Source organism: Terriglobales bacterium, assembly GCA_035624455.1.
In the GTDB taxonomy this organism is placed as follows: domain Bacteria; phylum Acidobacteriota; class Terriglobia; order Terriglobales; family Acidobacteriaceae; genus DASPRM01.
Map to the genome: position 1 here is coordinate 67,980 of DASPRM010000164.1, position 7,173 is coordinate 75,152.

A 7,173-nucleotide genomic window follows, 5' to 3' on the forward strand; every position below is an offset into this window, starting at 1 on the left:
GATGAAACACAATTCCGGTCTGCTTCGCCGCTCGCTGGCTTTGCTTCTTTGTCTCGGGATGTTTGTTGCCCCGTTGCTCGAGGCACAACAGTCCGCCCCCCCCTATATCGTCAAACGCGAAGTCGAAGTAGTGCTGGTGAATGTGGTCGTGCGTGACAAGAGCGGCGCGCTGGTTCGCAGTCTGAAAGCTGACGATTTCACGGTGCTGGAAGATAACAAGCCGCAGACTCTGAGCAGCTTCAACTTCGAAGAAGTAGACACCGCCGCTCTTCCCCCGCTGGAGCCTACCGAAAAAGCCCTGATTGCAAAGCCACGAACGGCCCAGCCCGCGGCGCCTGCCACTCCCGCCGCGCCTGTCGATTTGCACGATCGCCGCCTGGTGGTTCTCTTCTTCGATCTCAGTTCTATGCAACCAGAGGACATTGATCGCGCCGTCAAGGCTTCCACAACGTATGTGGACCACCAGATGACCGCTGCCGATCTGACCGCCGTGGTCTCGCTCTCCTCGTCGCTGGTGGTGAACCAGGACTTCACCTCCGACCGCGGCTTGCTGGAGAAAACCATTGCGCGCCTCAGTCCTACCTCCGGCCAGGGTTTCGATGCCGGTCTCACCGGCGACAGCGAAGGCACGCCGGACACCAGCCAGTCCTTCACCGCTGACGATACTGAGTACAACATCTTCAACACCGACCGGCGGCTGCAGGCAATCCAGTCGCTCTCGGAAGCGCTCTCTCGCATTCAGCAAAAGAAGTCCGTTATTTACTTCAGCAGCGGGATGAGTAAGACCGGCGTAGAGAACGAGGCTCAGCTGCGCATGGCTATTAATCGTGCGGTGCGCGCCAATGTCTCGCTTTACACCATGGACATGCGTGGCCTGCAGGCGATCGTGCCCGGTGGAGAAGCGCAGTCGGCCAGCCTGCGCGGCCAGTCGGCGTATTCCGGCGCCGCCATGACCAACGCCTTCAAGAGCAACTTCGATTCCCAGGAGACCATCGCCACTCTGGCCACCGACACTGGCGGCAAAGCGTTTCTCGATTCCAACGACTTCAACACCGTTTTCAAGCGCGTGCAGTCCGATACTTCCGCTTATTACATGCTCTCCTACCACAGCACCAATCCCGCGCGTGATGGCCGCTTCCGCAAGATCACCGTCAAATGCCGCCTATCCAACGTAAAGCTGGAATATCGTTCCGGTTATTACGCGCCACGCGATTTTGCCCACTCCAATCGCGATGACCGTGAGGAGCAACTTGTCGAGTCGCTCAATTCCGAACTGCCACCCACCGACCTGGATGTCTACCTCGGAGCCGGATACTTCCGCCTTTCCGACAACCGCTTCTACGTTCCCGTCTCGCTGGTCGTGCGTGGATCACAGATTCCGTTCACCCAAGCGGGCGACAAGGACAAAGCCACTCTGGACATCATCGGCTTGGTAAAGGACGAACTGAACCGGCCGGTGGGTAACGTGCGTGAAACCGTCAAGCTGAATCTGGAGAGTTCCCAGGTTGTTCGCCGCAAAAACGTTCAATACCAGACTGGATTCTTTCTGCCTTCGGGCAAATTCCACCTGAAATTTGTCATTCGCGAAAACCAGAGCGGAAACATGGGAGCTTTCGAAACCGACCTGCTTATCCCTGATTACAAGAAGGCTCCGTTGAAGATGAGCGCGGTGGTGCTGGGGTCGCAGCTTGCACCCAATACGAAAAAGAAGGTCGAGAACCCGCTGGTGCACGATGGGACCGAACTAATCCCCAACGTTACACATGTTTTCGCGGCCGACGGGCATCTTTATTTCTATTACGAGGTCTATGATCCGGCGCGCGAGAAGAAATCTGAAGCCAACACCGCCGCCGACAACAAACAAGCCTCCAAGCCGGAGGGGGGAAAGCCAGGAATTCGCCTGCTCACCAACATCCAATTCCTGCGCGGCAAGACCAAAGTCTATGAGACTCCGTTGGTCGAGGCGCGCCAACTGAACGAGCCTGACCGCAAGGCTGCCGTCTTCCAATTCGATGTTCCGCTATCCAAGCTCGAGCCCGGGCTTTATACTTGTCAAGTCAACGTGGTCGACGACGCCGCGGGCACTTTTCTCTTCCCACGCATGGCATTGCTTGTGCGCAAGCCTGACGCGGGAAATTTGGCAACCACCGGCACCGGCCAGTGATCTAATTTGTTTCGGCCGCAAAGCGCCTTCCGCTTCAGAATCTTGAAACCCGGCATCGTTGCGGCGCGCTGTAGGGATCGGAACTGGTTCAATTCCAGACCGACTGGCGTCCACTGGCGGGCTTTGCGAACCAGAACCGTTATCAGCGAATGGCTTGCAAATCCTCTGCTCTCATGCGCAGATTGGGCCCAGGGCACTTGATAGTATTTATTAAGGAGAAACACGCACGTTGTCTCGGAACTCCGTAGCCTTACCCAACGTCGCAACCCCTCGCCTAGAAGTTAAGGTTCTTCCCAAACCAACTCCCGTCAAGACCTGGGCTTGGGTCGCGGTCGTAGTCCTGTTTGCCATTGTCTATCTGCCTTCAACAGTGAGTCCGTCTCTGCAAGACGACGCTGATTCCACTCACGCTGAGGCTGCGCGCGAGATGTTCGTCAGCGGCGATTATGTAACTCTCCACGTGAATGGCGTGCGCTACCTGGAAAAAGCGCCGCTCATGTACTGGATGATCGCCATCAGTTACCACCTGTTTGGAGTCAATGAGTTCGCCACTCGCCTGCCAATCGCTCTCGCCATTTTCGGACTGGCAGTGTTGGCGATGCGTTGGGGGAGAAGAGCTTTTGGAACCCGGGCGGGGATTTATGCGGGCCTCTTTGTCTGTACTACGGCGGGCTACTACCTCTTCACGCGCATTCTCATACCCGAAGCCATTTTGAGCCTGCTGGTCGCCTGTTCCCTGTATTGCTTTCTAACCGCCCTGGAATATGAAAGCCGTCCCTGGCGCTGGTATGCGGGCTACACATGTCTCGCCCTGGCAGTTCTGACCAAGGGACTCGTGGCTCTGGTGGTTGTGGGCCTGGCGGCGCTCGCCTACCTGATTGTCAGCGGTGACTGGCGACGCTGGCGTGAATTTCATCTTCCTACCGGTTTGCTGCTCTTTTTTGCTATCGCCGCTCCCTGGCACATCCTGGCTGGCTTACGCAATCAGAATTTCTTCTGGTTCTACTTTGTCAACGAGCACGTGCTGCGCTTCCTCGGACGGCGTTATCCGAAGGATTACAATCGCCTGCCCGCAGCTCTTTTCTGGGGGCTTCACCTGATCTGGCTGTTCCCCTGGAGCGCGTACTTGCCAGTCGCCCTGCGCAATTTACGTGGCGATCTGGCCTCCGTAAAGCAGCTTCGCTGGGACGATAATCCTCGCGCCGGCTTCCGCGCTCGCACCAAACTGATGTGTTGGCTCTGGGCTGGAGTAGTGCTGACGTTCTTTGCCATCTCTACCAATCAGGAGTACTACACTTTTCCTGCCTACCTGCCGCTTCTGCTTCTGTTGGCAGGAGCCATTGCTCACGACGAACAATCTCAAAACTCTCGTTGGCTGGTGCCCACCACCGCCGTGGCTGCAGTGCTTTCGCTCGTTGCCGGAGGCATGCTGATCGCCGGCCTGTGGGCCTCTCGCAACCTTCCATTTGAGCCCGACATTGGAACCCTGCTGGCCCACCATGACCTAAGTTCCGACACACTATCGATGGCTCACATGCTGGATCTTACCGGGAAATCCTTCGCCGCCTTGCGCCTCCCCGCTACTCTGGCCGCGCTGGCGCTGATCCTGGGACCTTCACTCGCATTGTGGCTGCGTTTACGGCGTCGAAATTTCGCCGGAACCTGGGTTACGGCCTGCGCCATGGGACTGTTTCTGCTCGCTGCGCACATAGCCTTGCTCCGCTTCGAACCCTTTCTCGGATCCAAAAACCTGGCTCAGCAAATTGCCCCTAAAGCCACCCCCGATGACCGGGTCATGATTTACGGAGATCAGGCCTTTGGTTCGTCACTGCTGTTTTACCTCAAGCGGCCAATTGAGCTGGTGAACGGGCGTACCACTTCGATGTGGTTCGGCTCGACTTATCCCGACGCGCCGAAGATCTTCCGTACTGATGCCGATCTCCTGCAAGCCTGGAACTCAAGTACGCGTGTGTTCCTTTTCGTTCCCAGTCATCAACACGCGCGAGTCGATTCCCTTATTTCCAGCTCGAAATATGTGATCGGAGAGAGCTCAGGCAAGGTTGTCTACAGCAACCGTCCGTGACTCCGCTTCTGCCGTGGCCGGCCCAGAGATTCGAATCATCTTGCCACCGTACAACAGCCGATAGCGTTCTTTTCGCCAGACGATCGTAGTCCCGAGAAAGCTGGCACACCAGAAGCAGAAGCCCATGAAATCCCGGATCGGATAACTCCAGGCATTGCGCGCAGCGAGCGGATCACGCACCACCGCCCATCCCGCGGCAAGAGACAGGATCACTCGATTCAGAACCGACCACCCTAGCAGTGCGAGCGCCACTCCGGGACGGCCCGCTGCCAACCCCACTCCCAGCCCCAGCAAACCAAACGGCATCGCAAACGTCAGGCCGGTCCCTATGTGTCCCTTGGGACGCGAGAAACGCGTACTCTTCATCCAGCGTATCTGATGAAGAAGTGAGTCCTTGCAGGAGCGGCTCAACACCACGTGATCGATCACATGATGCGAGAGCACCACTTCATAGCCCGCTTCGTACACTCTTTGCCCAAGAACATAGTCATCGGCACAATATTCAGCCAGCTGTCCAAACCCGCCGATGACATTCAAAGCGTCACGCCTGACTGCCATGGTCGGCCCGAGTGCGAATTTCATGCCCTCCAGCATGTTGGCCACGATCACACCCGCAGTCATTTCTACCGACATTCCCAACGCTTCCAGACGCGACCAGATGCCGCCTGTGGGCACGCCGCGGTAGAGGCAACTCACCAGGCCGACTTTCTCTTCGAGCAAGGGAGCTACGACTTCTCGCAGATAGGTCGTCGTCACGTGCACGTCACTGTCGCTGATAACGAGATAGTCGGCACGAGCTACGGCAGTCATCTTTTCCAGCGAGCAGACTTTGGCATTTGGCTGGTCTGGTTCGCCGGAGAGCACGATCTTCACCGCTACATTGGGATGGCGCTGCTGAAGCAAGGAGACTATGGCGAGCGCGGGATCGCTGGCCTCGCGTGCCCCGAAAACGATCTCGAAATCCGGATAATCCTGGTGAAAGAAGCTTTCCAGATTGGCTTGCAGGTTGGTCTCCAGGCCGCAAACAGGCTTGAGCACGCTCACGAAGGGTAGAAGGGAAACGGGCGAATCCTGCTTACCCGAACGGCGGTAAAAACGAATCGCCGAAACCAGCACCAGGACCAGGAACACCGTGCAACTGACCAAACCAGCGAGCGCTAAAAATAGTAACGAGCCAATAAGCATCCGACAGCCCTTACCCCCAGAAAACACACTATCTTTAAGACCACATCACACTTGTAAAAATCCAGCAAAAAAGCGCCTGTTAGATAAATATTAAGTAGTCTAACTCTTCTTGTGCAGGACGGCGAATCCGACCGAATGCAGTGTTCCACCTGGCTTATTCATAGCGGAGTGCTTCCACTGGATCGAGCCGCGACGCTCGCAGCGCCGGCACCCAGGCGCTGATCAATCCCACCAGCATCAGGATTAAGGTTGAGAGCAACACGGTGTTGCCGGAGATCGAGAGGCGTATGTCCCCTTTCCCGGAGGTGTCCTTGAAAAGTGGGCCAAGCAGCGGGAGGGTACCGACACTAGCCGCGATCCCATAGGAGAGCACGATCCCAATGACGCCACCCATCAGGGCGAGCACGATCGCCTCCGTTAAGAATTGCATCTGAATGTGCAATCGCTTCGCTCCCAACGCCCGCCGCAGCCCGATCTCGCGAACCCGTTCGTCTACCGACACCAGCATGATATTCATCAGCCCCACGCCCCCGATGCCTAACGTGAGTACTCCAATGAAGAGCAACAAGACCTGCAGGCCAATGGTGATGCCATCAATCACTGGGCGGAACTCCTCCCGCCCGAACATCTGGATGGCCTTCTTATCGGTAGGAGAAAAGCCCTGCCGCGTTGCAACCGCTTCCAGGACTTGTGCCATCGCCTTTTTTTCAAATTGCGGAGCTACCGGTTCAAACACCAGGACGCTGGCGCGCTTGGTATCCCACAGGTCGCCTGCGGCGGAATAAGGAATGAAGGCGGAACGGTCATCGCTGGTGAAGTAGTTGCTCAATTGCATCTTGCGATCCATCACGCCAATAACTGCGAACCGCACACCATCGATGCGAATTTCCTCACCCACTGCCGGACGCCCAGCAAACAGTTGCTTGTACAGACGGGAGCCAAGGAAAACCACCCGCCTGCGCTCGATCATGTCAGCCGCGTTGATCCAGCGTCCATCGCTGGGAACTTCGTTGCGCATGTCGCCGTACGCAGGACAGATGCCGCGAATCGCTGTGTTGGCCGCGGTATCCGCATATTGGATTTGGCGATACTTCACCGTCTCCAGGCAAACGTGCTTGACCAGCGTGGCATTTTCCTTGATCAGATCTACGTCTTCCTGTTCGAAGCGAACTACCTTGCCCGCGCGCTGCCCTCCTGCCTGCTCGCTGGTTTGCTGCGGCCAGCAGACCACAGCGCCTTTGCCGAACGCTTCGAAGGCATGCACCAGCGCTCCTCGAAAGCCGCTGCCGTAGGAAATCAGCAATGTAACCGCGGAAATCCCCCACACGATTCCCAGCATCGTCAGAACGCTGCGTACCCGGCTCCGCTGAAGAGCCACCCAGGCTTCACGAAAAATGTCCTCCCACATAGTCAGCCTTCTCACCCGCCCGCTTCATAGCGCAGCGCTTCGATAGGATCGATGGAAGCGGCCCGTCGCGCAGGATAGAGTGCGGACAAGACAGCGATACTTCCCAATAAGGCCGCGGCAAACAGTCCCGATTGCCAGGTCGGCAGCAAGCCGGCGAAGAAATCCGGCATGGGCAGCAAATTCACCAGGGCGCAGAACCCGAAGGCGATTCCCAGGCCCAGCCCGCCGCTCAGAAACACCACCAGAATCGTCTCCGCAAAGAACTGCAGCAGAATTTCCCGCCTTGTCGCCCCTGCTGCCTTCCGGACTCCGATCTCCCGGGTACGCTCGCGG

5 protein-coding genes are annotated in these 7,173 nt (G+C 57.3%); 2 read left to right on the forward strand and 3 right to left on the reverse strand.

Going from position 1 to position 7,173, the window contains the following annotated elements:
- Position 1 precedes the first annotated feature (1 nt).
- Both VEG30_19120 and VEG30_19125 read left to right on the forward strand, forming a co-directional pair.
- Positions 2–2,164: a VWA domain-containing protein gene (locus VEG30_19120; GenBank protein ID HXZ82049.1), complete on the forward strand. Its 2,163-nt coding sequence runs from the start codon at positions 2–4 to the stop codon at positions 2,162–2,164.
- A gap of 229 nt (positions 2,165–2,393) precedes the next feature.
- A complete protein-coding gene (locus VEG30_19125; GenBank protein ID HXZ82050.1) occupies positions 2,394–4,247 on the forward strand; it encodes a glycosyltransferase family 39 protein in 1,854 nt (617 codons plus the stop codon).
- Here the strand turns inward: VEG30_19125 and hpnI are convergent.
- The 3 genes from hpnI to VEG30_19140 form a co-directional block, all read right to left on the reverse strand.
- Positions 4,215–5,432, reverse strand: coding sequence for a bacteriohopanetetrol glucosamine biosynthesis glycosyltransferase HpnI (hpnI, locus tag VEG30_19130; GenBank protein ID HXZ82051.1), 1,218 nt, complete (start codon positions 5,430–5,432; stop codon positions 4,215–4,217). The genes VEG30_19125 and hpnI overlap by 33 nt on opposite strands.
- A 154-nt stretch (positions 5,433–5,586) precedes the next feature.
- Entirely contained in the window at positions 5,587–6,840 is a 1,254-nt protein-coding gene (locus VEG30_19135) for an ABC transporter permease (protein HXZ82052.1), read from the reverse strand.
- An 11-nt stretch (positions 6,841–6,851) separates the two neighbouring features.
- Positions 6,852–7,173, reverse strand: a 322-nt coding sequence (locus VEG30_19140; protein ID HXZ82053.1) for an ABC transporter permease, incomplete at its 5' end; no start/stop codon positions are given.